This is a genomic window from Rhodococcus sp. NPDC060084 (assembly GCF_042730335.1).
Taxonomy (GTDB): Bacteria; Actinomycetota; Actinomycetes; order Mycobacteriales; family Mycobacteriaceae; genus Rhodococcus.
On the sequence record NZ_JBHWWX010000001.1, the window covers coordinates 211,815 to 238,186 of the forward strand.

Genomic DNA, 26,372 nt, shown 5'->3' on the forward strand with positions numbered 1-26,372 from the left:
ATGCGCGCGAGGCCCGCTGCGGGGATATCAGCGGGGTAAGCAACCGCATTCTGTGTCGCCCCCGGCATACGAGGGTCGGGCACGTAGGATGGATGAAGAATGCCGCGCGCGTTGTGCGGGGCCGAGGCGGAGAAGGAGAGCTACCCACCCGTGGCTGCCCAGAAGTCGAACAAGAGCAACAAAGACTACGGTGCGTCGTCCATCACCGTCCTCGAAGGACTCGAGGCGGTACGCAAGCGCCCTGGTATGTACATCGGTTCCACCGGAGAGCGTGGTCTGCACCACCTGATCTGGGAAGTCGTCGACAACTCGGTCGACGAGGCGATGGCCGGGTACGCGACGAAGGTCGAGGTCACCCTTCTCGAGAACGGTGGCGTGCAGGTCGTCGACGACGGCCGCGGTATCCCGGTCGGGATGCACTCGTCGGGCGTTCCCACGATCGAGGTCGTCCTCACCCAGCTGCACGCCGGCGGCAAGTTCGACTCGGATGCGTACGCCGTGTCCGGTGGTCTGCACGGTGTCGGCATCTCCGTGGTCAACGCGCTGTCGACCACACTCGAGGTCGAGATCGACCGCGACGGGTACCACTGGGAACAGACGTACACCTATTCCAAGCCCGGTGAGCTGGTCAAGGGTGAGCCGTCGACACGGACCGGCACCACTGTCCGGTTCTGGCCGGACCCGGACATCTTCGAGACGACCACCTTCAACTTCGAGACGGTCGCGCGCCGCCTGCAGGAAATGGCGTTCCTCAACAAGGGACTGACCATCACGCTCTCCGACGAGCGCGTGCTTCCCGAGGAAGTAACCGACGAGGTCGTCCTCGAGACCGCGGACGCGCCGAAGACCGCCGAGGATCAGGAACTCGAGGCCAAGAAGCCCGAGGTCCAGAAGGTCAAGACTCGCGTCTACCACTACCCCGGTGGTCTCGAAGACTATGTGCGCCACCTGAACCGCACGAAGTCGCCGATCCACAACTCGGTGGTGGGTTTCACGGCCAAGGGCACGGGCCACGAACTCGAGGTCGCGATGCAGTGGAACTCGGGTTACTCCGAGTCCGTCCACACCTTCGCCAACACCATCAACACCCACGAGGGTGGTACGCACGAGGAAGGCTTCCGTGCGGCCCTGACCACCGTGGTGAACAAGTACGCGAAGGACAAGAAACTTCTCAAGGAGAAGGATCCCAACCTGACGGGTGACGACATCCGTGAGGGTCTCGCGGCGATCGTCTCCGTCAAGGTCGCCGAGCCGCAGTTCGAAGGACAGACCAAGACGAAGCTCGGCAACACCGAGGTCAAGTCGTTCGTACAGAAGGCGTGCAACGAGCACATCTCGCACTGGTTCGAGGCGAATCCGGCCGACGCGAAGACGATCGTGACGAAGGCAGTGTCGTCCGCTCACGCCCGTCTCGCAGCCCGGAAGGCGCGAGAACTGGTGCGGCGCAAGAGCGCTACAGATATCGGTGGTCTGCCGGGCAAGCTCGCCGACTGCCGCTCCAAGGATCCGAGCAAGTGCGAGATCTACATCGTGGAGGGCGACTCGGCCGGCGGTTCCGCGAAGTCGGGCCGCGACTCGATGTACCAGGCGATCCTCCCGTTGCGCGGAAAGATCATCAACGTCGAGAAGGCCCGCATCGACCGGGTGCTCAAGAACGCCGAAGTCCAGTCCATCATCACGGCTTTCGGCACGGGCATTCACGAAGAGTTCGACATCGCGAAGCTGCGGTACCACAAGATCGTGCTGATGGCCGACGCCGACGTCGACGGCCAGCACATCGCGACATTGCTTCTCACCCTGTTGTTCCGGTTCATGCGGCCGCTCGTCGAAGACGGTCACGTCTATCTGGCGCAACCGCCGCTGTACAAGCTCAAGTGGCAGCGGAGCGAGCCCGAGTTCGCGTATTCCGACCGGGAGCGGGACGCGTTGCTCAAGGTGGGTCTCGAGTCCGGTAAGAAGATCAACAAGGACGACGGTATCCAGCGCTACAAGGGCCTCGGCGAGATGAACGCGAAGGAACTGTGGGAGACCACCATGGATCCGGCCGTTCGCGTTCTCCGTCAGGTGACGCTCGACGATGCCGCCGCCGCGGACGAACTGTTCAGCGTCCTCATGGGTGAGGACGTGGAGGCACGCAGAAGCTTCATCACGCGCAACGCCAAAGACGTACGGTTCCTCGACGTCTGACACGGGGCCGCTCGGCGGGCGCTGAGCGAAATCTGACCACATCGGGATCCCTTTTGTGAGAGACATCACATTAGGGGTCCCGATGATGTGACATGTGACAGTGACACGCTGGTCGCGCTGGCTGGCTACCCGCTAGTACAGTCCATTGGGCCACCGCCATGTGTGGCAGCCGTACAGGGGGTCGGGTGCATTTCGCAGGAGCGTACGAGCGTGCGCCTTCCGTATTCCCTGTATGTACCGCTATGGTGCCCTCACCCAGGAACGTCTCGTTCGACTGCATCGATCGAAAACGCACTCAGTTTCGAGCGGTGCGCCGGTTGGCGCTCGTCGCCTGGCGCGAACGGGGTGGAAGGAGAGCTGTAATCCATGAGTGACAAATCGCCGCCCCGGCAGCGGTGGTGGAACATCGAGGGGTGGGGTCTTCGCACGAAGGTCACCGCCGTCCTCGCTGTCCCCGTGACAGTGGCGATGGTCCTGGGTGGTCTTCGCGTCGAGAACGAACTGTCCAATGCGGTGCACTTCTCCTCCGCGGCCGATCAGGTCGCGGTCGTGCCCGACATCGTCGACTTCTCGACGGCGTTTGCGACGGCGACCGGTAGCGCGGCAGCGGGAACGATCACGCCCGAGGAGATGGACACACTCGGGGAAACGTTCGTCACGATGAAGACGATCGCTGCAAGCCCCGAGTTCGACGAGGCGCTCGTCTCGGACCTCGACCGCACGATCGCCAGCGCCGAAACGCTTTACACCAAGATGCAGGCCGGGCCCGTCGCGATCGCTGAGATCGCCGCCGTCACCAGCGAGGTGCGCGACAACCTCAACAGGATCGTCGAAGCGGTCCTCGACGGTGTCGACGACCGCGAGATCCTCGACTACGGCAACCAACTCGTCAACGCCTGGTACTCGCAGCGATACCTGTTCGGACAGGTGCTCGGTGTGCTCGCGATCCTCGAGAACCCGGAACAGCCCGACACCGCGCTCGTGTCCGCGTCCGGCGGCGAGCTTGCGATGCTCGAACTTCTTTCCCGGTCGTACCCGATGGCCGACGCGCAGATTGCCGACCTGCGGTCCGGCGTCAAGGAACGCACCGACATGGTCGCGGCTGCCGGCGAAGGCCCGCTCCCGATCCTCAACGTCCGAGCGTCGCTGCTGCACAGCGTCGACGTGTACGGCGGCATCATCGACGCTGCGGCGCAGCAGATCACGACGACCATTCAGGATCGTGCCGCGGAGACCCGTGCAGCGGCCTTGCGCGACACCGCGATCGTGCTCGCCGCTCTGCTCGCCGCTCTCGTCCTCGCGCTGCTCGTGTCCCGGTCTCTTGTCGGCCCCATCCGCCGGCTGCGGTACGGGACCCTCAAGGTTGCCCGTCAGGAGCTGCCCGAGGCCATCGACCGCATCAAGGTCGGCGACAGCATCGAGGACATCGAGTTCACCCGCGTTCCCGTCCACACGACCGAGGAAATCGGTCAGCTGGCGCGCGCGGTGGACGACATGCACGGGCAGGCACTGCGTCTCGCGGGCGAGCAGGCCCACCTCCGTCTCCAGGTCAACGACATGTTCGAGACGCTGGCCCGGCGAAGCAAGTCCCTCGTCGAGCAGCAGCTCGGACTCATCGAACGGCTCGAGTACGAGGAGAAGGACCCCAGCCGTCTCGAGAGCCTCTTCCGGCTCGATCACCTTGCGGCTCGTATGCGCCGTAACGGCGACAACCTGCTGATCCTCTCCGGCACGCGCATCCGCCGCGGTCACTCGGCGCCTGTACAGCTCGGCGACATCCTGCGTGCCGCGATGTCCGAAGTCGAGGACTACCAGCGGGTCCAGATCGGTTCGACACCGGACGGTGCGCTCAGCGGTGCGGTAGCAACCGACATCGTGCATCTCCTCGCAGAATTGGTCGACAACTCGTTGCGGGCCTCCCCGCCCGACAGCACCGTCACGTTCAGCTTCGCGCGCGCCGTCGACGGTGGACTGCTCGTCGAGATCGCCGACCGCGGCATCGGTATACCGCGGGAAGAACTCGAGATCATCAACGAGCGCCTGACGAGCGGTGGCGCGGTCGGTCCCGACACCGCCCGCCACATGGGTCTGTTCGTGGTGTCGCGGCTCGCCGAGCGTCACGGCCTCACCGTGCGGCTGCGCCCGACCTTCGACACCGCACGCAACCCCGGCATCACCGCGAGCGTTCACATCCCGGATGTGCTGCTCGTCTCGCCGCTCGCGTTGTCCCAGACGGGTCCGCAACCGCGAATCATCGACGCGGAGCCCGAGTCTGCACCCGAGGCACTGTCCTCGCCGTCGTCGCAGGAGACTCCCCAGCTGCCGCCGCCTTCCCGCGAGAAGGAATACGAACCGGCGCGGTCGCAGTCTCAGGCGCCCTCGCAGCCTCAACCCCGGCCGAAGCCCCAGCCCCGGCCGCAGTCCGATCAGCAGTCGCAGCCCCAGCCCCGGCCGCAACCGCAGTCCGATCAGCAGTCGCAGCCGATCCGTGTCGATGCGTACGACCGTTCCGACGCGGAGTCCAACCCGCCGTCGCAGCCGATCCGCATCGAGGCGCCCGACCGGTCGTACTACGCGCAGGACGAGCGGTCTTCGGAGAGAAGAGATCCGGGTCAGGGTGTCCGCCGTGATTCCGCACCGGGTCGTGACGAGCGTTCCCGCGACGACGAGCGTGCGGGCTTCGCGCCGGCCTCTCGTGGCGCGGTTCCGCGCGAGTCGACGGGTGCGCACGAATTGTCCGCACTCCGGGAATCAGGTGTTCCGGGCCGGCCTCAGCAAGGCCAGGGCGACCGCTCCGGTCTGCCGACGCGTCAGCCGGGCGCGGCACCGGGACTTCCTCCGCGCCAGCCGGGTTCGAACCAGCCGGCTTCGAACTCGGGTCTGCCCACCCGGAACCCCGGCGCAGCGGCATCGGGTCTGCCTACCCGCAACCCCGGCGCAGCGGCACCGGGTCTTCCGTCCCGTCAGCCGGGGACGACTCCCGGGTTGCCGACGCGTCAGCCGGGTGCCACTCCCGGGTTGCCGACGCGTCAGCCCGGCGCGACTCCCGGTCTGCCGACGCGTCAGCCCGGCGCGACCTCCGGTCTACCGCAGCCGCAGCAGGCTCCGCGCAGGATCCAGCCCGACGCCGCGGCAGCATTCGTCTCGGCGCTTCCTCCCCGCGGCCAGCACGGTCAGAACCGTCCCGCTCAGGACCGCGTGTGGCAGGACGAACACGCTCGTCGTCAGGAGCGGGAGGCGCAGGCCGGACAGGAATCTCGTCAGGATCGTCCTCAGCAGGACGAGCGCGATCGTCGGATGGCACGGGACGAGCGTCCGGCCGAACGGACCGGCAGCCACGCGGCGGCCGAGCCGTCCACACATCGGCAGCAGCCGGAACCTGTTCGGGAACAAGAAGCTTCGAGCCTCCCGCAGCGTCAACCGGGTAATACTCCCGGCCTTCCGGTCCGTTCGGGACCTGCCCCGCAGGAGCAGCGTCCGGATGCGCAGCAGGGAACCCGTCCGTCGGGGCTCCCGCAGCGTCAGCCCGGTGCTACACCCGGACTGCAGGGACGCGGCGCAGCCCCGTCGCCGCAGCAGCAGACGACTCCTGAGCGTGCTCCCCAGCATTCGCAGGCACAGCATTCGCAGGTGCAGCCGCCGCAGAATCTCCGGCCGTCGCAGCAGCAGCCGCAACACGAGGCTCCGAACGGGCTGCCGCAGCGTCGTCCGGGTGCTACGCCCGGCATTGCCGGTGGGCCGCAACCTCGCCCGGACAGCGCACCGGCCGGAGGACTTCCGCGTCGCCGGCCCGGGGCGACCCCCGGTCTTCCGCCGCGTCCTGCCACCGCGCAGGAACCCTCGGCTGCCGCACTGGCGGGTCCGACGCCAATCCCGTCGGCGAGTATTGCCGACGGCGGATCGGTGGCGCCGCAGAGCGACGCGCAGAACGCCGCTCGCCATCGCTACCGGACGAACTCCGCGAAGACGGCGTCGTTCTTCCAGCCCAGGCCGGATTCGGTCGGGCTCCGCCCGCAGCCCGCACCGCACACGCCGATCTTCTCCAACATGATGTCGGATTGGCTTGTCGATCCGACCAGTCTTCCGGAGGACCGCCGGAGGAAGGAATGGCGCTCGGCTGCCGACGCAGGATGGGAAGCAGCACAGCGAGCAGCAGAAGTATCGGTGGAAGAACACACGACGGCCGGCCTTCCGAGGCGCGAGCCGGGTCACCGCCTCGTTCCGGGTGCGGTGAGGGCTCCCGCCACCGGGGAGCTGCCCAAGACGATCCGACGCCGGGACCCGGAAGCCATTCGGGCGAACCTGAGTCGCCACCAGCAGGGCGTCCGTAACGGTCGCACCTCGGCGAATACCAGCAATCGCGAGAACAATGAACAGGGAGTTCGATGAACATTGATCATGGATCCGACGTGGCCCGTCCACTGGACTGGTTGGTTTCCAACTTTGCGCGCGAAGTTCCAGGTGTCTCGCATGCCGTACTCGTGTCCGCCGACGGCCTGCTGATGGCTGCCAGCGCCCACCTTCCGGTCGACCGTGCCGAGCAGCTCGCTGCCGTCACCTCCGGCCTCGCGAGCCTGTCCAACGGTGTCTCGCAGTTGTTCGACGGCGGCGGAGTGCTCCAGTCGGTCGTCGAGATGCAGCACGGTTACCTGCTGCTCATGAGTGTCGGTGACGGTTCGCACCTCGCGGCTTTGACCGCGTCGGAGTGCGATATCGGACAGGTCGGCTACGAGATGGCGCTCTTGGTGGACCGGGTGGGTGCCTCGGTCGAGGCAACCCCGCGGGTCGGCCAGGGGTCCTGACGTCGAGGTGGCCATGGAATCGCGCAAGCCTGAGTCGGTGCCGGATCAGCCCAGCCTGGTACGGCCCTACTCGCTGACTTCGGGACGTACGAGTCCTGCGGTCGAACTGGCGTTGGAAGCACTGATCCAGGCGATCCCGGGCACGGACCCTCGGGCCCGTGACTTGGACAACATCAACGCCACGATCTTGGAGTTGTGCAAGGAGTCGCCCTCGGTTGCCGAGATCGCGGCGAGGGTGGGCGTGCCGCTGGGAGTGGCACGCGTCCTCGTTGCCGATCTTGTCGAAGCCGGACACGTACAGATCCTGGCCACGCTGAAAGACGATTCGAGCGACGCGGAGCGTCGTGAGCTGATTGAAAGGGTCCTCAGTGGACTTCGCGAACTCTAGCGCCACCAAGCGCGTGACCTCGACCAAGATCGTGATCGCGGGTGGCTTCGGTGTCGGAAAGACCACGCTGGTCGGGGCGGTGTCCGAAATCGTCCCCCTCCGCACCGAAGCGCTCGTGACGAACGCCAGCGACGGGGTCGACAATCTCACCGCGACGCCACAGAAGGCGACGACGACGGTGGCGATGGACTTCGGCCGTATCAGTCTGGCCGAGGACCTCGTGCTGTACCTGTTCGGTACTCCGGGCCAGCACCGATTCTGGTTCATGTGGGACGATCTCATCCGAGGCGCGATCGGTGCGATCGTGCTGATCGACACGCGTCGGCTCGACGAGAGTTTCGCGGCCGTGGACTTCTTCGAGGCGCGGAACCTTCCGTTCATCGTCGCGATCAACGAGTTCGACGACGCGCCGCGCTACCCGCTCGAGGACATCCGCCAGGCCATGGCGATCTCACCCGATGTCCCGATCGTGTCGATCGACGCTCGTTCCCGTGAATCGGCGAAGCAGGCATTGGTGACCGTCACCGAATACGCGCTGCGGAAGCTGCACCAGCCGGTGGCCCCCTAGTGGTCGAGGGACTCCAGCTTTTCACCATGGGTCCATGGGTGATCTTGCTGGCGTACCTCACCTCGGCGATCGGGGTGTTCGTCGGGGTCACCAGCGTCCGGAAGGTTCGTACCGCGGGCAGCGACCGCGTTCGCCGATTCTGGCTGGTGGTCGCATGCCTCGTCCTCGGTGGAGTCGGTGTGTGGCTCGCACAGTTCCTGCCGATGGCCGGGTTCGCGGTGGAGAACAGCATCGTCCGGTACGACCTGGTCACCATCGTGTTCTCGATGTTGCTCGCGCTGGTGACGGTGTTCATGGCTCTGCTGATCGCGTCGCCGTCGGATGGTTCCTCGTCGAGGACGGAGCCGGCTGCTCTCGTACTCGGCGCCGGACTCGCCGCTGTGCCCTACGTGATCATGTGGTCGGTCCGGACCCAAGGCGAGGTCTCCTTCAACCTCATCTTCGTCGGCGCCGGCGTGCTCGTCGCATTCGTGACGGCCGCGGGTCTGATGTGGCTGGTGCAGCACGCGGACACATGGCCCAAGCGGCTGGTCGGTGGGGTTCTCGGCGGCGCCGCAGTGATCGTCGTGCACTTTCTCGCTGCGGCGTCCATCCGGGTGACTCCCGACGCGACGGTGCCGGCACCCGCCGGCATCGAGGTGTTCGCGATTCTGTTCCCGTTGTTCGTCGCCGGACTGCTCATGCTGGTCGTTCCGATTGTCGCGGTGCTGCTCGCCCCGGACCGCGTCGCGGCGCAACTCGAGCGTGAAGCCGACGAGTGGAACGCGGAGACGTTCCGGACCCCCACGCGGTAACAGTCCGGCGTGCACCATTTCTCGATGGGGCCGTGGGTATTCGTGCTGGCCTACGCGACCGCTGTAGCCGGGTCCTACACCGGGCTGTCCTGCATTCGCAGGTCGCACGAGGACTCGGGACGCAACGGGGGCAACTGGTGGTTGCCCATGGCGTCCCTCGCCATCGGCGGCGTGGGGATCTGGCTCATGCACTTCATCGGCATGATGGGGTTCTCCGTGCCGGGAACCGTGATTCGCTACCACCTCGGACCCACGGTGCTCTCGGTGCTGGCGGCGGTGGCGACCACCATGCTCGGCATCTGGATCGTGACTGTCCGCTCCGCGGTGCTCGAGCGGCTTCCGCGCGGGGTCCGTCCGGGAATCGGCGGCCTGGTGATGGGTCTCGCGGTGACCCTCATGCATTACATCGGGATGACCGCGATGAGGGTCCAGGGCACCATCGACCACGATGCGAGGTTCGTTCTCCTGTCGGTGGGCATCGGTGTGGTCGCGTCGACGCTTGCGCTTGCTCTCGCGCGGAGCGCCGAAAGGGTCCACATCCGTCTGATGGCCGCGTTCGTCATGGCCTCGGCCGTGGTCGCGCTGCACTACACCGGAATGGCGGGGGTGCACGTGGTCGTCGACCCCGGAGCCCCGGAACCGAGCGGCATGAGCGTCCTGTCGTTTCTGTTCCCCGCGTTCATTCTCGGCATCATCGTGCTGGCTGTGCCGATCACCGCACTGGTGCTCGCACCGGAGGACGAGAAGGACCGGCACGAGGACCTGATCGATCTCCGGACCGACGCGGGAAGTGGGACATGACGTGGTGCAGGACGGCGCTTTCGTGTGTGATCTACCTCTCCCTTGCGGAGACGTGAGCGGAAAGTGCCTGTCCTTCGCGGCGTGGGGTGACCTGCACCTATAGACTCGTGTGGTTGCGAGACGTCTGCCGGGCGGAAGACCGCGGGCGGACGTTCGAGCCGAGTAGAAGAAGGAGCTCATGACCGACACCACGTTGCCTCCGGAGGGGCCGGGGCACGACCGCATCGAGCCCGTCGACATCCAGCTGGAGATGCAGAACAGCTACATCGATTACGCGATGAGCGTGATCGTGGGGCGTGCTCTGCCCGACGTGCGTGACGGACTCAAGCCCGTCCACCGTCGCGTGCTGTACGCGATGTTCGACAACGGGTTCAGGCCGGACCGCGGCTATGTGAAGTCGGCGCGTGCCGTTGCCGAGACGATGGGCAACTACCACCCGCACGGCGACTCTTCGATCTACGACACCCTGGTGCGCCTGGCGCAGCCGTGGGCGTTGCGGTACCCGCTCGTCGACGGACAGGGCAACTTCGGTTCCCGCGGCAACGACGGTGCGGCCGCCATGCGGTACACCGAGTGCCGGCTCACCCCGCTCGCGATGGAGATGCTGCGCGACATCGACCACGACACGGTCGATTTCCAGCCGAACTACGACGGCCGGACCCAGGAACCGACAGTTCTCCCCAGCCGTATCCCCAACCTGTTGATCAACGGTTCGGGTGGCATCGCGGTGGGCATGGCGACCAACATCCCGCCGCACAATCTCCGCGAGGTCGCCGAGGCGATCTACTGGGCACTCGAGAACTACGAAGCCGACGAGGAAACGACCCTCGCCGCGGTCATGGAGCGGATCAAGGGACCCGACTTCCCGACCGCAGCCTTGATCACCGGATCCCAGGGCATCCACGACGCGTACACCACGGGCCGCGGCTCGGTGAAGATGCGCGGTGTCGTGGAGATCGAAGACGACGCCAAGGGCCGCACCACCATCGTGATCACCGAGTTGCCGTACATGGTCAACCCGGACAACCTCATCACCTCGATCGCCGAACAGGTTCGCGACGGCAAGATCGCGGGCATCTCCGACATCCACGACGAGTCGTCGGATCGTGTGGGTATGCGCATCGTCGTGACCGTCCGTCGTGACGCGGTCGCGAAGGTCGTTCTCAACAACCTGTACAAGCACACCCAGCTCCAGACGAGCTTCGGCTGCAACATGCTGTCGATCGTCGACGGTGTGCCGCGCACACTGCGCCTGGACCAGATGATCCGGCTGTACGTCGTGCACCAGGTCGAGGTCATCGTCCGGCGTACGCGGTACCTGCTGCGCAAGGCCGAGGAACGGGCCCACATCCTGCGCGGCCTCGTCAAGGCACTCGACGCGCTCGACGACGTCATCGCACTCATCCGCAGGTCGCAGACCGTCGACATCGCGCGTGGCGGCCTCATCGACCTGCTCCAGGTCGACGAGATCCAGGCCGATGCGATTCTCGCGATGCAGTTGCGACGCCTCGCCGCTCTGGAACGTCAGAAGATCATCGACGACCTCGCAGAGATCGAGCGCGAGATCGATGATTACAAGGACATTCTCGAGAAGCCCGAGCGGCAGCGCGCCATCGTCCGCGACGAGCTGAAGGAGATCGCCGAGAAGTACGGCGACGATCGCCGGACACGCATCGTCGCCGCCGACGGTGACGTCACCGACGAGGACCTCATCGCTCGCGAAGACGTGGTCGTCACGATCACCGAGACGGGCTACGCCAAGCGCACCCGCACCGATCTGTACCGGTCGCAGAAGCGCGGCGGCAAGGGTGTCAAGGGCGCTGAGCTCAAGCAGGACGACATCGTCAAGCACTTCTTCGTGACCTCCACGCACGACTGGCTGCTGTTCTTCACGACGAAGGGCCGCGTCTACCGGGCGAAGGCATACGAACTGCCGGAGGCGAACCGCACCGCACGCGGTCAGCACGTCGCGAACCTGCTGGCCTTCCAGCCCGACGAGCGGATCCAGGGCGTCATCCGCCTGCAGAGCTACGAGGACGCGCCGTACCTGGTGCTCGCGACGCGCAACGGCCTGGTGAAGAAGTCGCGGCTGTCGGACTTCGACTCCAACCGCAGCGGCGGCATCGTGGCGATCAACCTGCGCGGGGACGACGAAATGGTGGGCGCGGTTCTGTGCTCCGCCGACGACGACCTGCTGCTCGTCTCGAAGCTGGGACAGTCCATCCGGTTCTCCGCGACCGACGAAGCGCTGCGGCCGATGGGACGCGCAACCTCCGGCGTCCAGGGCATGCGGTTCAACGGTGAGGACAGCCTGCTGTCGCTCAACGTCGTCAAGGAAGGCACCTACCTGCTGGTCGCGACCTCCGGTGGATACGCGAAGCGGACTCCGATGGAGGATTACCCGGTTCAGGGCCGCGGCGGCAAGGGTGTCTTGACCATCCAGTACGACCGCCGGCGTGGCACCCTGGTCGGTGCTCGGATCGTCGAGGACGATGACGAGCTGTACGCGATCACCTCGAACGGTGGTGTCATCCGTACTGTCGCCAAGCAGGTGCGCAAGGCTGGTCGGCAGACCAAGGGTGTGCGCCTGATGAACCTCGCCGAGGGCGACACGCTGTTGGCGATCGCCCGCAATGCCGACGAGCTGGACGACGCAGACGTATCCGGAGCTAAGGAGTCGTAAGTGAGCACTCCCCAGGGACCCAACGGAAACGGCCAGGGGCAACCCGGCCGGAAACCCGAGGATCGCAATGGGCAGGAGGTGTCGTCCGCTTCATCCGGTGCGGCGCCTTCACAGGGGCCGGCTCCGCAGGGGGCATCCTCACAGGACCGGGCACCGCAGGACCGGGCTCCGCAGCAGGAACGGTCGCCCCAGAACACGGCGGCGGACAAGCCTGCCGGATCTCCGCAGAGCGGTGGCCCGGTTGGGCAATCCGCTCCGTCGAAGCCGGCGGAGGTTTCCGGGAAGGCCCCTGAGAAGGCCCGCGAGACGCCGAAGTCCGAAGGTAAGGGTCCGGCGGCCGGTACGGCGAAGCCCGCACAGCGCGAGGAGTCCGTGCGCAGCGAGTCGCAGGTACGCAGCGAGGAGCCTCGTCAGGCTGCGGCAGCGCCGCAACCGGAGGCTCCCAAGGCGAACCAGGGCGCCGGGAACCAGAGCGCGGGAAATCCGGGCACCGGGAACCAGGGCGGGGCACCGTCCGGAGCTGCGACAGCACAGTCGTCGCAGGGCGGCGATCAGTCCCGCTCGGCGAGGCCCGCCAACCAGACGGCGCGTCCGGGTGGCCAGACCCCGCCGTGGCAGCGCGGCCAGCAAGGGACCGCGCAGGGCGGTTCTTCGCCGCAGAAGACGCCGCAGACCAACCTGCCCGGAGTCGGCCCCGGTCTCGGCAAGTCCGGGCCGGCGGCAGGCGGCGGATCCTCCGCTTCGCGGCCGTCGACGGGTGGCCAGCCTCCCGCCGGCAAGCCTGCCGCAGCTCAGAATCCGGCACCGTCGACCCGTCCGGTCGTGACGGGTACGGCAGCGGCCGCGATGAACTCCGGTAACTCCGGTTCCTCGGCGTCGGCTACGCGCACCACCAACGAGCGCGCGAGCAACGACCGTGCTGCGGCGAAGGCGAAAGCCGCGGTCATCGACGGGCCCACGCGGCATATCGAGCGCAAGGATCTTGCGAAGGATCTGCCCGATCTCTCCGCCGTCAAGCATCCGACGCCTGTCGCGCCGGCAACGGGGGAGACCCCGAAGGTGGGTCCGACGGCGATTGCCCCGGCCCCCGCGGGTGTCGACACCGGTGATGCACTACGCGCCACGGTGCAGGTGCGGCGGATCGACCCGTGGTCGATGCTGAAGATCTCGTCCGTGATTTCCGTCTCGCTGTTTTTCGTGTGGATGATCGCGGTCGGTCTGCTCTACGCCGTGCTCGCCGGGATGGGCGTGTGGGACAGGCTCAACAGCGCGTTCACCGACATCGTGAGCGATGCGGGCAGTGAGGGACTCGTCACGGTAGGCCAGGTGTTCGGCTACGCGACCGTGATCGGCCTGGCCAACATGGTTCTCATGACCGCTCTCGCGACCCTCGGAGCGTTCATCTACAACCTGTGCACCGACCTCGTCGGTGGCGTTCAGGTAACGCTCGCAGACCCGGACTGACCTGCAGGAATGCTGCCCCGTCGAGGCGATTTGAATCATCCGGCGTCGGTGGGGTAGTGTTCCATCCGGTTCGAGGGCCTATAGCTCAGGCGGTTAGAGCGCTTCGCTGATAACGAAGAGGTCGGAGGTTCAAGTCCTCCTAGGCCCACTCCCCGTGCCCGAAAGGCAGCCAGAAATGAAGTTCCTGATCGCTGTGGGAGCTGGTTTTCTGGCGGTCGTCGGACTTGCTCGCATGCTGCGTAGTGAGGACGAGTGGCACGAGGTACCCAGTCGCTAGTCGGCGTACGGGGCCTTAGCTCAGTTGGTAGAGCGCTGCCTTTGCAAGGCAGATGTCAGGAGTTCGAATCTCCTAGGCTCCACAGCAACACGAAACCCACCTCCGTTCAGGGGGTGGGTTTCGTCGTACTTGCGGGTTGCGTGCGTTTCACGTGAAACCCGGCGCGACAGTGCTGCATCACATACGACGCTCTGTAGTACGAGACGTATCATCGGGGGCATGGCCGCCGACCCTCAGCTTCTCGCGCGCATGCGCGGTGGCTTCGTGGGTGGCACCTGTGGGGTGGTCGCGATCGTCGCGCACGCCGTTGCGGAGGGCGCATATCCGGGCACTACCGCCCTCACGGTTCTTCTTTCCGTCGCCGTGATCGCGGGCGCTGTCGCGGCGGGCACCCGGCTCGCGGTCGTACCGTTACTCCTCGCCGGGCAGGTCTTCGGTCATATCGCACTGTCGCTGGGCAGCGGCCACTTTCATCTCCCCGGCCCGGGCATGCTTGCTGCTCACCTGGCAGCGGTCCTCGTTGCGTCCGCCCTCATACGCGGCGCAGAACGGGGTAGCGCCCTCGCACTGAACGCGGTGCGCCGCATCGCCGCGATCCGCGGTCCCTTCTCCTCTCTGCCCGTTCCGGCCGCACTCCCCGTGGGGTACCGGCCCGCGGTGCGCCGGATGCAGGTCTTCGCCACGGGAGTCTCGACCCGTGGACCACCGCTCGTCACGGTCTGACCTCCTTTTTCCTCCTCGACCACCGTTCCTACGGCGGTCGGCGCCCTCGCGCGCCAACCTACTTTCCTGGAGTTACCGATGACGAGAAAAACTGTTCGTACTGTGGCCGTTGCGGGAGTTGCCGCTGCTCTGGCCGTGCTCACCGCCTGCGGATCGACCGATGCGCCGCCCACTGCCGCCGAGGCGCTGACGGTGTCCGATGCCTGGGTCAAGGCCGCCGACTCGGGCATGACCGGCGCCTTTGCCGAGTTGTCCAACACGGCCGATACGGACCTGCATGTGGTCGCAGTATCGAGCCCGAGCGCGAGCCGCACCGAATTGCACGAGATGGCCCCGGACGGGGGAAGCGCGATGGTGATGCGCGAAATGGCCGACGGCCTCGTGATCGGAGCCGGAAGCACCCACAGCCTCGCTCCCGGCGGCGACCACCTGATGCTCATGGACATCGTCGAACCGATCAGGCCCGGCAGTGACGTCACCTTCTCCCTGGAATTCGAGGACGGATCCGTGAAGGACTTCACCGCGCAGGTCCGCGACTTCGCAGGGGCACAGGAGGAGTACGAGCCGGCGACAACCGGGGCGGGTCACGGTGGCTGAGCTCAGCCGCCGTCATCTACTCGGTGGCGGTCTGGCAGCCGTAGGGGCTGCGGGTCTCGCGGCGGTCGGTGGTGGCGCGGCCGTGGCATCCCGGACGCCCGAGCGGATGGGTGCGGCCACAATCGACCCCCACGGCCGTCACCAAGCCGGGATCGATACACCGCCGCAGGCGTTCGCCTCGTTCGCCGCACTCGATCTCGCGAGCGGTGTCGACCGTGCGGGCCTGGCCGGAATCATGAAGGTGTGGGCGGAGGACATACGGCGCCTCACTGCCGGACGGCCCGCGCTGGGGGACACCGAACCGGAACTCGCGGTGGATCCGGCTCGGCTCACGATCACCGTGGGATTCGGACCGGCGGTGTTCGATGCCGCCGGACTGGCCGACCGGCGTCCGGCGTGGTTACGTCCCCTTCCCGAGTTCGCGGTGGATCGCCTCGAAGACCGGTGGTCGGGTGGCGACCTGGTGCTGCAGGTGTGTGCCGACGATCCCGTGGTGGTTTCCCACGCCACGCGCACCTTGACCAAGAACGTGCGATCGCTGACCACCGTGCGCTGGGTACAGCGGGGATTCCGGCATGCCGTGGGCACCAGGCCCGACGGGATGACGATGAGGAATCTGATGGGCCAGGTAGACGGCACCGTCAATCCGGCGCCCGGCAGCCCGGACTTCGGGCGGCAGGTGTGGAACCCCGGTGAACCGGAATGGCTGCGCGACGGAACGTCGCTCGTGTTTCGCCGGATCCGGATGGAACTCGACACGTGGGACGAACTCGACCGGCCCGCACGAGAGCTCGCGGTGGGCCGGACCCTGTCGAACGGTGCTCCTCTCACCGGCACCGAGGAGCATGACGACGCCGATTTCGAGGCTACTGACCGGTACGGGATTCCGGTGATCCCACCGGAGTCACACGTGGCGAGGGCGCGGCCACGGACCGCCGACGAGCAATTCCTGCGTCGGGGATACAACTACGACGACGACGGTGCAGGGCTGTTGTTCGCGGCGTACCAGGTCGACGTGGACCGTCAGTTCGTCCCCGTACAGCAGCGCCTCGCCGAGCACGATGCGCTCAATCCGTGGATCACCCCCGTCGGATCAGCGGTGTTCGTCGTTCCACCCGGCTTCGGTCCGGAGGGCTATCCGGGAGACACGCTCCTGGCCGGGTGAACTCGCGCCGGACGTGCCGGTGACGAATGCTTCCGGGACGCCCGGGGTGGGGTTACCCTCGGGGTGTGACCGGAAGCACACAGACACGTCTCGGGTTCGCGTCGCTGCGGGAAGGCGGCCTCAACTGGGACGCCTTCCCGCTCCGACTCTTCGCGAAGGGCAACGCGAAATTCTGGGATCCCGCGGATCTCGATTTTTCGCGCGACGCCGCCGACTGGCAGGCGCTCACCTCCGAGCAGCGCCGCAGTTCCACGTTCCTCGTCGCGCAGTTCGCCGCGGGAGAAGAAGCCGTCACCCAGGACATCCAGCCGTTCGTGCGCGCGATGGAGGCCGAGGGGCGGATCGGCGACGAGATGTATCTGACGCAGTTCTGTTTCGAGGAGGCCAAGCATCTTCAGGTGTTCCGGCTGTGGATGGACTCGGTGGGGCTCACCTCCGACCTCCACCCCTATGTGGCCGACAATCCGTTCTACCGGCAGCTCTTCTACGACGAATTGCCGAACTCGCTGCGACTGCTCGAGTCCGATCCGTCGCCGGCCAACCAGGTACGCGCGAGCGTCACCTACAACCATGTGATCGAGGGGAGCCTCGCGCTCACCGGTTACTACGCGTGGCAGAAGGTCTGCACGACGCGCGGCATCCTTCCCGGAATGCAGGAACTGGTCCGGCGTATCGGTGACGACGAGCGCCGGCACATGGCGTGGGGCACCTTCACCTGCCGGCGGCACGTCGCGGCAGACGACTCGAATTGGGCTGTGGTGCAACAGCGTATGAACGAGTTGCTTCCGATGGCACTCGGCATGATCGGGTGGGTCAACGATCAGTTCGACGAGCAGCCGTACGGGCTGGATCCCGACGAATTCGTCTCCTACGCCGCCGACCGGGCCGAGCGGCGTCTAGGCGCCATCGAATCTGCTCGCGGTCGCCCGGTGGAGGAGATCGATCTCGATTACTCACCGGAATCGCTCGAGGAGAAGTTCGGTGCGGAGGACGCGGCCGAACTGGCGTCGATCGCCGACGGGGGAGACGGAAGTCCTCGCTAGATCCCGACCGTGATCGGGATTCCGCGCGGGTTCAGATCAGGACCGCGGCGGCGACGACCACGACCAGCACCGCCAGCAGCACGGCAGCGGCTATCCGCACGGTGTCGGCCTGGCTTCGCACCGGCTGGGGAGGTTGGCGGGTTGCGGTGTCCGGTTCTACCGTCACCGCGACCGCAGCGGCGGAGTTCTCGGTCTCGTACAGATCCTCGATGGCTTTCAGACGCGCGAGGCCACCGGTGAGCACGTCCGTTTCATCGTAGGAGGGCGGCAGACCGATCCGGGTCTTCTTCGTCTCGCGCGCCGGAGTGAAACCAGCGGCGAGAATCGCCGCGCCGAGCGCCGCGGTCTGCTCCGGCCCCGGTCCGACGAGACTACGCACCATCAGCTTGGTCGCGAGGCTGTTGGCGATCTCCTGGATATGCGAGCGATCACGCGCGACGAGTCCGTCACCCATCACGACCACGGCGTCGAGATTGTCCGACAACCATCCGAACGAACCGAGTGCCGACGCGAGTTGGGCTGCGGGTGACGGTGCGTTCTTGACGGGAACCCGGAATGCCTTGCCGACGGGGACACCCGAGCGCACCAGCGTCACAGTCGAACCCACGTCGTCGACGTGATAGACCCCGACGAGCTGACCGGGCGTTTCCGAGATCTCGGAGGCATACCAGGTGGCCGCAGCCTGCGCGTCCGACACCAGATCGACGTGCCGGAGATCGGCGAAGTCGAGCGCGGATCGGAGGGTTGCGACGGTCGCGGGGTCCCAGTGGGAGGGGTAGGTGGCGGTGTATCCGGGGTCGCTGTCCCTGTCCATACCGCCGAACGTCGGCAGGGGATGGCACTCGGTGAGCAGGCAGTGGATGGCCGTCGCCATGGCGTCCTCCGCGCGGTAGACGCGCCCGTCGCTCGCCGAGAGTCCTGCGGGGTCGCCTACGCGGGAGAGGAAACCGCTGAGCGTCCGGACCTCGTCGTCGGCCCGCGCGGAGCCACCAAGAAAGGTCGAGTCGTCCCGGCCGATATGGAGAACGGTGTCGCGGGCGATGACCACCGGGTCGGGAGTGCCGGGTTCGTTGGACGCGACCACCGCTGTGGACACAACCCTTCCGATTCGGAGCCCCACCCCGATTGCCATGACTCTCCCCTCGTCTGTCGATCCGGGTCCATCTTGCTACCGGCACCACTCCGTGTGGTTGTGCCGCGCCGCGACCCCGATCGTCATGATCAGGACATACCACGTACCGGTCTTCGCGCAACTGTCATCCCTTCCTGCGGGCCGAACCGAGCGCGCGCCAGGGTTCCGCGACCGAGGTTTCCGGGGCCGTCTCGCCTCATGTCCTGTGCAGGAACACCGCCTTACCGGTCGGTAATGTACGTGTTACAGTCCGTACCATGTGACCGAAGGCACGCCTAGGTCCGGGATGTGGTGGAGGAAATATGGGAACGAGCAGCACCCGGAAATGGGCGGCAGCGGCGTTGACATCCGCAGCGCTCGTGGGGGGACTTCTGGCGGCGCCGGCGACGGCACACGCCGAGGGCGACTTCTACACGCCGCCCGCGCTGGAGCAGGGAGGAAGCCCGGGAGACATCCTCCGGAGCGAACCGTCCGATCTTGCCATCCGGGTTCCGACCGGGGACGGTGTGTTCCCCGCGCAGGGGACGCGGTTGCTGTACCGCTCGAACAATGCGAAGGGCGCACCCAACGCGGTGAGCGGCACGTACCTCGAGCCGTCGACCGTGTGGAACGGTGAGGGACCTCGCCCTCTCGTCGCGGTGGCGGTCGGCACGCACGGACAGGGCGACCAGTGCGCTCCGTCGCGCAATCTCGGTGCGCTGGTGCAGTACAACCCGCCGCTCGATCTGTTCACCGAGTACGAATTGCTGTCGATCAATGCGTTGCTGCTCCAGGGCATCGCGGTGGTGGTGACGGACTACGACGGACTCGGGACTCCCGGGCACCACACATACGTGAACAGGGCTGCCGAGGCCTACGCGGTGCTGGATTCGGTCCGGGCGGCGCTGAATCTTCCCGGAACGAGCCTTACCCCCGACAGTCCCGTCGGGCTGTACGGATACTCCCAGGGTGGCGGTGCGAGCGGGGCCGCAGCCGAACTCGCTCCCACGTACGCCCCGGAACTGAACCTCAAGGGCGCCTACGTCGGTGCGCCTCCCGCCGATCTGCTGGCCACGCTGAAGCAGATCGACGGCACGCTCCTCACCGGCGCCGTGGGCTACACGATCAACGGGCTGATCGAGGCATACCCGGAGATTCGCTCCGAGGTCGAGGCCGAGATCAACGACCGCGGCCGCGCCATGCTCGCCGCGGTGGCGAACCAGTGTGTTCCGGAAACCGTTGCCACTCTCGCGTTCCAGCGGACCGAAGACTTCACGCGCACCGGTGAACCTCTCGACGTGGTGGTCGGCCGGCTTCCCCAGGTCCAGAAAGCGATCGACGAGCAGCGCATCGGCCGCCTGACCCCGCAGATCCCGGTGCTTCTCCAGCACGGCACGCAGGACGACACGGTTCCCTACGGGCAGGGTCGCCAGCTTGCGCTGGACTGGTGCGACAACGGCGCCACCGTCCAGTTCGACGCGAACCTCACGCCGCCGATCCTGCCGGGCTTCGTGATCAACCACGCGGTACCCCTGCTCACCGGGCTGCCCACCGCGGTCCAGTACCTCGACGCGCGTCTGCGTGACGCTCCCGCGCCGTCCAACTGCGGCGCCTTCTGACGCGACCCCGAACGCAACGGCCCGCCCTCGTCACGAGGGCGGGCCGTTGTGGTTCTGCGCCTACACGACGTTTCTGGTGTCGATGATCCGGCGAGCCACGTTCTCTTCCGTGGACGGGCCCGGTGTCCATTCCGCGATCCACGGGCCTGTTCCTTCACTCGCATCCAGGATGCCGTTCTCGAGCCAGCTGTAGCGACCGTCGAGGACACCGCGGGTGAGCTTCCGGTCGGAATCGTCGGTGTTGCTCCACAATCCGTCGAACAGTGCCTCTACCCGTAGCCGGGACTGCCGGCAGAAGGCGTCGGCGAGTTCGTATGCGGCATCGGCACCCGGATGGCCGTCGGCGCGTTGACGTTCGGCGCGCACACAACTGGCCGACATCGCGAACAGTTCGGCACCGATGTCGACGATGCGGCCGAGGAAGTTCTGACGCTTCTCGAGACCGCCCTGCCACCGGGCCATGCCGTAGAACGTCGACCTGGCGAGTTTGCGCGAGCTACGTTCGACGAACCGGAGATGTGGTGCGAGGATGCCGAATTCGGTGAAAGCTCCGGGAAGGCGGCCCTTTCCTGCCACCAGCGAGGGCAGCCACTTGGCGTAGAAGCCGCTCGCCTTCGCCGCGGCGCGCGCCTTGGTCTCGAGAGACGCCTTCGGGTCGATCAGGTCGCCGGCGGCACGGAGATGTGCGTCGACTGCCTCTCGGGCCACCAGTAGCCGCATGATCTCGCTCGAGCCCTCGAAGATGCGGTTGATGCGCAGGTCCCGGACGAGTTGTTCTGCGGGCACGGCTCTCTCACCGCGTGCGGCGAGCGACTCGGCTGTCTCGTAGCCGCGGCCCCCGCGGATCTGGATCAACTCGTCGGCGATGGCGCAGCCCATCTCGCTGGCCCACAACTTCGCGAGCGCGGCCTCGATGCGAATGTCGTTGCGCTCCTCGTCGTTCATCTGGCCGGACAGTTCGACCACGGACTCGAGTGCGTAGGAGGTCGCCGCGATGAACGAGATCTTGGCGGCCACCGCCTCGTGTTCGCCGAGTGCTTTGCCCCACTGCACCCGGGCTTCCGACCACTCGCGGGCGATCTTGAGCGCCCACTTGCCGGCCCCGGCGCACATCGCCGGGATGGCAAGCCGTCCGGCGTTGAGTGTCGTGAGGGCGATCTTGAGGCCGTCACCTTCGCGTCCGACGAGGTTCTCGGCGGGCACGCGCACCTTGTTCATGCGGGTCAGGCCGTTCTCGATGCCTCGCAGGCCCATGAAGGAATTGCGGCGTTCGACGGTGATGCCGGGCGAATCGGCTTCGACGACGAACGCGGAGATACCGCCGCGATGCCCGTCGCTCTTGGGGACCCGCGCCATGACCACGAGCAACTCGGCGACCACACCGTTGGTCGTCCACAGTTTCACGCCGTCGAGTTCGTACGCCCGGCCGTCCTCGACCGGAACCGCACTCGTGGCGAGTCGTGCGGGGTCGGAACCGACATCCGGTTCGGTCAGCAGGAACGCCGAGATCGCGCCGCGCGCGCAGCGCGGCAGGAACCGCTTCTTCTGCTCCGGGGTGCCCGCCAGTTTCAGCGGTTCGGGTACACCGATCGACTGGTGTGCCGAGAGCAACGCTCCCAGGCTGGGGTGTACGCACGCGACGAGCATGAGCGCCCGGTTATAGGCGACCTGCGACAGGCCCAGGCCGCCGTACTCCTCGGGGATCTTCATGCCGAAGCACCCGAGTTCCGCCAACCCGCGGATGTAGTCGTCGGGAATGCGTGCCTCGCGCTCGATGGTCGGGCCGCTCATGTCCCGGCACAAGTTCCGCAGCGAGGTGAGGAATTTTTCGGTGCGGGCGTCTTCGTCGGGTGTGGGACGGGGGAAGGGATGGACGAGATCGAGGGTGAACCTGCCGAGGAAGAGGTGTTTGGCGAACGACGGTTTCGTCCAGTCCGCTTCTCGTGCTTCTTCGGCGACCTCACGGGCTTGCTGTTCGGTGACGCGCGTTTCTGCCATGTCTGCCTCCAGAAGGGCTTGCCTACCGGCGAGTATTCACCCTTCTGTGTCGCACGTCACAGGATTGGACGGACCGATACCGGTGAGTAATCGCAGGACGTGCACCGCAGGTGTGAAACAGATCACCCGGGGCTGCGGTGTCTCGAGATGCCGGGTGCGCGATACAGGCCTACTCTCGAGTAGTCACCGCCGACGCGTCCGCCCGTCAACCCTCGTCGATCTTCGGATCGAACTGGAGGCGACCATGGCCCTACTTGCGTCCGTACCCGTTCTTCTCGCACTCGTCGTGCTTCTGTACTTCGTCTCGTGCCGCATCGTCGATCACGAGATACGCAGCGCCGAACGCGAATACGGTGGCATGCCGGCCGGCTCGCCCGCCGTGCCGGATCCCATTGTCCCGGGGATGCCCCCTGTCCCGGGGATGCCCGCCCACCGGTGAGCCGGGCCCCGCACGAGTGCGGGTCTCCGAGCGCTCACTCGTTCGAGATGCGCTCGCCGGCAGGATCAGTCGGTGGCGGGAGTCGTGTCACCTGCCGCCGGACGTACGCGCGGGGGTTCCGGCGCGATCGGCGGGTGCGCCGGCCGCCGACTCCGGTACAACGCGAGTGCGCCGAGCACGACCGCGGCGAGCGCGCCCGTCGTGACGAGTGCCTTGCGTCCCGGGCGGGGCGCTGTGCGCCGACGAGGTGCGGCGTCGAGCGCGGCCTTGTCCCGACGTGCATCCTGCACCCGCTCGACGGCATTCTTCGTCAGTTCCAGCCCTTGGCGGGAGAGCACGAGGCCTGCCGCCGCGGATCCCTGCGCCAGGGTGACCGCGCCCTCGCCGGCGACATGCAGGGCGTCGCTCAGGCTTCCCGTCTGTGCCAGGGGATATACGAGGTCGGGGAGGGAACCGCTGCGGGTGCTGGAGTCGCTCACCTTCGTCATACGTCCCACTCTTCCATACCGCAGCACGTGTTCCCGTCTGTCGTGCGGTGCCGACAGGGGAAGGACCGCGTAGGCCCCGAAGCCAGGAATGGCACCATAGGGGAATGACGTCACCGAATCAGACAGCAACCGCCACCCTCCACACCAACCGCGGAGACATCGTGATCGCGCTCTTCGGCAACCATGCCCCGAAGACCGTGGAAAACTTCGTCGGACTCGCCACCGGCACCAAGGAATACAAGTCCGCGAACGCGAAGGGCGAGTCCAGCGGACCGTTCTACGACGGTTCGGTGTTCCACCGCGTGATCGACGGCTTCATGATCCAGGGCGGCGACCCCACCGGCACCGGTCGCGGCGGCCCGGGCTACCAGTTCGGTGACGAGTTCCACCCCGAACTGCAGTTCGACCGCGGCTACCTGCTCGCCATGGCAAACGCGGGCCCGGGCACCAACGGCTCGCAGTTCTTCATCACCGTCGGCCCGACGCCGCACCTCAACCGTCGCCACACGATCTTCGGTGAGGTCGTGGACGCCGACTCGAAGAAGGTCGTCGACGAGATCGCCACGACCAGCACCGATCGCGCCGACCGTCCGGTCGACGAGGTCGTCATCAACAGCATCACCATCTCCTGAGAGAAGTGCCATGACGAACCCCGGCTGGGGTCCTGCGGCCGAGGGTGGTGGCCGGCAGCCCCAGCCGAGGTGCGTCCGCCACCCCGATCGCCCCACTCTGCTCACCTGCACTCGATGCGGGCGTCCGTACTGTCCCGAGTGCCTGCGTCCGGCCGCGGTCGGCCAGCACTGCGTGGACTGTGTCGCCGAGGCCGCCCGGTCCACCCCGCAGGCCCGGACCATCGCGGGTGCGCCCGCACGTTCGGCGAAGACGACCCCGATCGTGACGTACACGCTCATCGCGCTGAACGTCCTGGTCTTCCTCGTCACGGCCGCACAGTCCGGCAGCGTGATGAACAACGAGCGGTCGTCACCGCTGTTTCTCGACTGGGCTCTGTGGCCGCCGGCGATCGCCGCCAACGGTGACTACATCCGGATTATCGGCAGCGGATTCCTGCACTTCGGCCTGATGCATCTCGCGATCAACATGTTCGCGCTCTGGATCATCGGCCGCGACACCGAGTTGGTTCTCGGCCGCGCCCGTTACCTGTCGGTGTACGTGATCTCGATCCTCGGCGGTTCCGCCGCGGTGATGCTCCTGCAGACGGGGGCCGTCACGGCCGGCGCGTCCGGTGCGGTCTTCGGATTGCTCGGCGCCCAAGCGGTGATCCTCATGAGGCTCCGCCGCAGTCCCGCTCCGGTGCTGGCGGTCGTCGCGCTGAATGTGGTCATCAGCATCACGATCCCGGGGATCTCCCTGTGGGGACATCTCGGCGGGCTGGTGGCAGGTGCGGCCGCCACCGCGGCACTGCTGTACGGGCCGCAATCGCTCCGTGCGGGCAACGATCGCGCGCGGGCGACTCGCACGGGATGGGTCGCACTCGGTGCGGTCGCCATCCTCGTCGTGGCGGTGGTCGTGGTCGCGGTTCTTCGCTTACGGGCTCAGCTGGGCTTGTGATCGGGTGCCAGCCCCCGCGCGCCGAGTGCTTCGTGCACCTCGCGGGGGTCGGCTCCCAGATCCCAGCGACCGAAGATCATCAGGCTCTCGGAGCCGTCGCGAGGATCAATAGTGTCGATTTCCAGCATGGGCACCCGCCTGCCCATGCGGGGATACTCCACGAGTCGCACGCGGTGCAGCGCCGCGGCCGGGTACTCGCGTCGTCCCGTCAGCCGGGTCACGGCGAGTCCCGAGGATTCGGGTAGAACCTCGAGGCGGGGACGCTGGCGCCAGGCGGAGGCAGCGAATGCGAGCACCAGTGCGGCCGCGACCCCCACGAGGACACGTCCGGCCGCATCGACCGCCGTCGCAGCCGCCACCGCGAGCGCGACGCCTCCGGCAGCAAGGGCCACGACGGCGCCGGGCGGAGTGGACCACCGTGGTGTGTTCTCGGCGCTCACGTCAGCCCTCACATCGCTTTGTACACAGGGTTATCCCCAGGTGGGGATGAATAACAAAGATGTAATCCACAGAACGAGGCGCGATTTCAGCGCCATCTCATCGTCATGACGAGCCCGGCCACCATGAACCCGAATCCGATGAGGAAGTTGTAGGCACCCAGCGAATTCATCCACGAAATCTGTTCTGCGGCCAGGTAATACACCACCAGCCACAGCAAACCGATGATCATGAGGCCGAGCATCACCGACACGTAGAGGGTGCTCGACGGCGCAGCTTTCACCTTCACCGGTGTGCGGCTCACCGTCCTGGGGGCCGCGCTGTCGTCCTTCTTACGTACCTTCGACTTGGGCATCGTGTCCTCGTTCTTGCGACTCCGCCCGTGCCGGACGAGCGGAGTAAGTTGGGCAGCTACCTGTGCTGTATACGCTAACGCTGTCCTGTTCACGCTAACGTAAGGCCGGAACGGAGGGGTGAGGTGTCCGAGTGGCGGCCGCGTCGAGTGGCCTGGGGTTCCGCGACCCTGGCCGTGTGCCTCGTGGGCGGTCTGTTGATCGGTACCACCCGCGGCGTCTCCGACGGCAACGAACTCCGCGTCGGTGACTCGCCGCGCCTGTCCGATCTGGTCCGGGCCGCACAATCCGGAACCGACGACCTCGCGACCACCCGTGACGACCTCGCCCAGCAGGTCGCGCAGGTGCAGGCCCGCGTCGCCGCGACCGACGGCGACGTCGCGTCCGTGCTCGACGAACTTTCCGCCGTCGCGGATCCGGCGGGGCAGACGGCTCTGCGCGGACCGGGGATCACGGTGACCCTGACCGATGCGTCGCGCGACGCCGACGGTAAGTATCCGTCCGGTGCGTCGCCGGACGACCTCGTGGTGCACCAGCAGGACGTCCAGAGCGTGCTCAATGCGATGTGGGCCGGCGGCGCCGAGGCCATCTCGATGCAGGACCAGCGGATCGTCGCGACGTCGGCGCCGCGCTGTATCGGCAACACTCTGCTGCTCCACGGCCGCACGTATTCCCCGCCCTACGTCATCACCGCCCTCGGCGACCGGTCGCGTCTCGAGGCTGCCCTCGGGGCCGAACCGGGTATCCGGCTGTACAAGCAGTACGCGACCCGCTACGGGCTGGGCTACACGCAGACCGCGGGTGACGACAAGTCCGTTCCCGCCTATACCGGGGGCGCGCCCGCCCGCTGACCTGTGGGTACTCT

The 26,372-nt window shown here is 66.8% G+C and carries 23 protein-coding genes and 2 tRNA genes; 20 read left to right on the forward strand and 5 right to left on the reverse strand.

The annotated features are described in order from the left end of the window. Positions 1-150: 150 nt before the first annotated feature. From gyrB to ACFWBU_RS01075, 15 genes are all read left to right on the forward strand, one after another. Entirely contained in the window at positions 151-2,187 is a 2,037-nt protein-coding gene (gyrB, locus tag ACFWBU_RS01005; protein ID WP_169621078.1) for a DNA topoisomerase (ATP-hydrolyzing) subunit B, read from the forward strand. Between the two features lie 366 nt (positions 2,188-2,553). Beyond that, positions 2,554-6,576, forward strand: coding sequence for an ATP-binding protein (locus tag ACFWBU_RS01010; RefSeq protein WP_378527196.1), 4,023 nt, complete (start codon positions 2,554-2,556; stop codon positions 6,574-6,576). Continuing rightward, a complete protein-coding gene (locus tag ACFWBU_RS01015) occupies positions 6,573-6,989 on the forward strand; it encodes a roadblock/LC7 domain-containing protein (protein ID WP_072701130.1) in 417 nt (138 codons plus the stop codon). The genes ACFWBU_RS01010 and ACFWBU_RS01015 overlap by 4 nt, the downstream gene beginning before the upstream one ends. Before the next feature lie 13 nt (positions 6,990-7,002). Beyond that, positions 7,003-7,377 carry a DUF742 domain-containing protein gene (locus tag ACFWBU_RS01020; protein ID WP_072701132.1) on the forward strand — a complete coding sequence of 125 codons (375 nt, stop codon included), beginning with the start codon at positions 7,003-7,005 and terminating at the stop codon, positions 7,375-7,377. Between the two features lie 13 nt (positions 7,378-7,390). Further along, positions 7,391-7,945: an ATP/GTP-binding protein gene (locus ACFWBU_RS01025; protein WP_169621077.1), complete on the forward strand. Its 555-nt coding sequence runs from the start codon at positions 7,391-7,393 to the stop codon at positions 7,943-7,945. A gap of 26 nt (positions 7,946-7,971) precedes the next feature. Further along, positions 7,972-8,739, forward strand: a complete 768-nt coding sequence (locus tag ACFWBU_RS01030) for an MHYT domain-containing protein (RefSeq protein ID WP_206036875.1) — start codon at positions 7,972-7,974, stop codon at positions 8,737-8,739. A 24-nt stretch (positions 8,740-8,763) separates the two neighbouring features. After that, positions 8,764-9,540: an MHYT domain-containing protein gene (locus ACFWBU_RS01035; protein WP_296551331.1), complete on the forward strand. Its 777-nt coding sequence runs from the start codon at positions 8,764-8,766 to the stop codon at positions 9,538-9,540. 178 nt (positions 9,541-9,718) lie between these two features. Then, positions 9,719-12,223: a DNA gyrase subunit A gene (gene gyrA, locus ACFWBU_RS01040; RefSeq protein ID WP_169620892.1), complete on the forward strand. Its 2,505-nt coding sequence runs from the start codon at positions 9,719-9,721 to the stop codon at positions 12,221-12,223. Positions 12,224-12,595: 372 nt separating this feature from the next. Next, the gene (locus tag ACFWBU_RS01045; RefSeq protein WP_378527198.1) at positions 12,596-13,687 is read left to right on the forward strand and encodes a DUF3566 domain-containing protein; all 1,092 of its coding nucleotides are present in this window, start codon (positions 12,596-12,598) and stop codon (positions 13,685-13,687) included. Positions 13,688-13,761: 74 nt separating this feature from the next. After that, a tRNA-Ile gene (locus ACFWBU_RS01050) sits at positions 13,762-13,835 on the forward strand. 138 nt (positions 13,836-13,973) lie between these two features. Continuing rightward, positions 13,974-14,046: transfer RNA gene (locus tag ACFWBU_RS01055), tRNA-Ala, on the forward strand. Between the two features lie 137 nt (positions 14,047-14,183). Beyond that, positions 14,184-14,687, forward strand: coding sequence for a hypothetical protein (locus ACFWBU_RS01060; RefSeq protein WP_378527200.1), 504 nt, complete (start codon positions 14,184-14,186; stop codon positions 14,685-14,687). Between the two features lie 78 nt (positions 14,688-14,765). Continuing rightward, the gene (locus ACFWBU_RS01065) at positions 14,766-15,284 is read left to right on the forward strand and encodes a copper chaperone PCu(A)C (RefSeq protein WP_169652303.1); all 519 of its coding nucleotides are present in this window, start codon (positions 14,766-14,768) and stop codon (positions 15,282-15,284) included. Next, the gene (locus ACFWBU_RS01070) at positions 15,277-16,449 is read left to right on the forward strand and encodes a Dyp-type peroxidase (protein ID WP_169620888.1); all 1,173 of its coding nucleotides are present in this window, start codon (positions 15,277-15,279) and stop codon (positions 16,447-16,449) included. The genes ACFWBU_RS01065 and ACFWBU_RS01070 overlap by 8 nt, the downstream gene beginning before the upstream one ends. A 26-nt stretch (positions 16,450-16,475) precedes the next feature. Further along, positions 16,476-17,492, forward strand: coding sequence for a R2-like ligand-binding oxidase (locus ACFWBU_RS01075; protein WP_378527202.1), 1,017 nt, complete (start codon positions 16,476-16,478; stop codon positions 17,490-17,492). Positions 17,493-17,523: 31 nt separating this feature from the next. On the opposite strand, the gene ACFWBU_RS01080 is transcribed toward ACFWBU_RS01075, so the two are convergent. After that, a complete protein-coding gene (locus ACFWBU_RS01080; protein WP_378527203.1) occupies positions 17,524-18,624 on the reverse strand; it encodes a hypothetical protein in 1,101 nt (366 codons plus the stop codon). 302 nt (positions 18,625-18,926) lie between these two features. Between ACFWBU_RS01080 and ACFWBU_RS01085 the strand changes: the two genes are divergently transcribed. After that, positions 18,927-20,222, forward strand: coding sequence for a lipase family protein (locus ACFWBU_RS01085; RefSeq protein WP_378527204.1), 1,296 nt, complete (start codon positions 18,927-18,929; stop codon positions 20,220-20,222). Between the two features lie 60 nt (positions 20,223-20,282). Here ACFWBU_RS01085 and ACFWBU_RS01090 read toward each other — a convergent pair whose 3' ends face one another. Further along, positions 20,283-22,220 (reverse strand): acyl-CoA dehydrogenase family protein, encoded by a 1,938-nt coding sequence (locus tag ACFWBU_RS01090; protein WP_169620884.1) that lies wholly within the window; start codon positions 22,218-22,220, stop codon positions 20,283-20,285. Between the two features lie 244 nt (positions 22,221-22,464). Here ACFWBU_RS01090 and ACFWBU_RS01095 point away from each other — a divergent pair, with 244 nt between their 5' ends. Next, entirely contained in the window at positions 22,465-22,659 is a 195-nt protein-coding gene (locus ACFWBU_RS01095; RefSeq protein WP_378527205.1) for a hypothetical protein, read from the forward strand. 65 nt (positions 22,660-22,724) lie between these two features. Here ACFWBU_RS01095 and ACFWBU_RS01100 read toward each other — a convergent pair whose 3' ends face one another. Further along, complete coding sequence (locus tag ACFWBU_RS01100) at positions 22,725-23,147, reverse strand: hypothetical protein (protein WP_378527206.1); 423 nt, start codon at positions 23,145-23,147, stop codon at positions 22,725-22,727. A 104-nt stretch (positions 23,148-23,251) separates the two neighbouring features. Here ACFWBU_RS01100 and ACFWBU_RS01105 point away from each other — a divergent pair, with 104 nt between their 5' ends. Together ACFWBU_RS01105 and ACFWBU_RS01110 are read left to right on the forward strand one after the other, a co-directional pair. Then, a complete protein-coding gene (locus ACFWBU_RS01105) occupies positions 23,252-23,779 on the forward strand; it encodes a peptidylprolyl isomerase (protein ID WP_169620881.1) in 528 nt (175 codons plus the stop codon). A gap of 10 nt (positions 23,780-23,789) precedes the next feature. After that, positions 23,790-24,716: a rhomboid family intramembrane serine protease gene (locus ACFWBU_RS01110; protein ID WP_169620880.1), complete on the forward strand. Its 927-nt coding sequence runs from the start codon at positions 23,790-23,792 to the stop codon at positions 24,714-24,716. Here the strand turns inward: ACFWBU_RS01110 and ACFWBU_RS01115 are convergent. Together ACFWBU_RS01115 and crgA are read right to left on the reverse strand one after the other, a co-directional pair. Beyond that, positions 24,701-25,156 carry a PH domain-containing protein gene (locus ACFWBU_RS01115; protein WP_169620879.1) on the reverse strand — a complete coding sequence of 152 codons (456 nt, stop codon included), beginning with the start codon at positions 25,154-25,156 and terminating at the stop codon, positions 24,701-24,703. The genes ACFWBU_RS01110 and ACFWBU_RS01115 overlap by 16 nt on opposite strands. Positions 25,157-25,242: 86 nt before the next feature. Further along, positions 25,243-25,509, reverse strand: coding sequence for a cell division protein CrgA (gene crgA, locus ACFWBU_RS01120; RefSeq protein ID WP_169620878.1), 267 nt, complete (start codon positions 25,507-25,509; stop codon positions 25,243-25,245). 123 nt (positions 25,510-25,632) lie between these two features. On the opposite strand from crgA, the gene ACFWBU_RS01125 reads away from it, so the two are divergent. After that, positions 25,633-26,358 carry a DUF881 domain-containing protein gene (locus tag ACFWBU_RS01125; protein ID WP_169620877.1) on the forward strand — a complete coding sequence of 242 codons (726 nt, stop codon included), beginning with the start codon at positions 25,633-25,635 and terminating at the stop codon, positions 26,356-26,358. Positions 26,359-26,372 lie beyond the last annotated feature (14 nt).